At 54.5% G+C, this 974-nt stretch carries 1 protein-coding gene; it reads left to right on the forward strand.

What is annotated here, in order from left to right; genetic code table 11:
* The first annotated feature begins 105 nt into the window (after positions 1-105).
* A complete protein-coding gene (locus AC1RUR_RS38320) occupies positions 106-864 on the forward strand; it encodes a hypothetical protein (protein ID WP_492853341.1) in 759 nt (252 codons plus the stop codon).
* The last annotated feature ends 110 nt before the right edge of the window (positions 865-974 follow it).

The raw sequence follows: 974 nt of genomic DNA on the forward strand, positions 1-974 counted from the left end.
TCGCGGCCTGAGACAGGCCCGGTTCCTGGCTTCTCTCCGACTTACCTGGGAAGGGCGTTTTTACACAGCCAAGACCCATTGCGGACATCGACCGATCCTTAAAAATTGATCATTCCACGCCGCGAAGGGTTGATGTATTGGAATTATGCAACCAAGTGGACCTCTGGCATTTCGATCCAGGTAATGAGTTTGCAAATCAATCTCGGGGACGCGGGGATCTTAATCCTCGATGAACAGTCCACCTCAATTGTGATTGTCAGCGCGGTTGGAATCGCCGTTCTGTTGATACTGATCCTCACGCGAGTGCAGCGGACGAAAGCTCGTCTATTCCTAATCGCTCTCGTGCTGACCACGGTGCCGATCTTGGCACTGTGTATTCCTGCTTCCTGGTACGTCGTCAGATCGATGCTTATCCCCGCCAAAGCTGCGGAGATCGAGCTTCCTGATTTGGAATCCACGCTTGGGCTTGAGTTTTACTTGCACTGGAGCACCGACTCGGGGCGTTACCTCGTCGTAAGAAACTCCGCAGGTGTGGTCAGACAGCACCTGTCCGCCTTTGATTGGACGCACTGGCCCAGAACGAGCGTCTACCTCATCAACGACGGACGGGTCGCCGTTTTAGGGCCAACCTATGACGACTACATCGTCGATCCAAAACGGCGCACCATCGAGCCCCTTTGGAACGGAACACCTTCCGATACTTGGACCTATTTCGGAGCGTTTGATTTCAGGAACGAGAAGCTCGTCTTTATTCCTGCATCAGAGCAGCGCGAGTGCACGGCGACACGGGGCGTAACTGATCCATCGGCCGCTAGGCCCGAAGGGCGTAGCGATCGGTGCGATCAAAACGCGCTCAAATATTGAGATGCTTACAAGAGCAGGACCTATTTCTGCTCCTGGCCGATTTCGTTGAAAAAGGCTGCAGTAGTCCGATGTATTGGCGCCAGCTCCGAAGCGGCCTAGCGGCTGGGTTC

The sequence above is a fragment of the Bradyrhizobium sp. GW821-FHT12B03 genome (genome assembly GCF_058807535.1).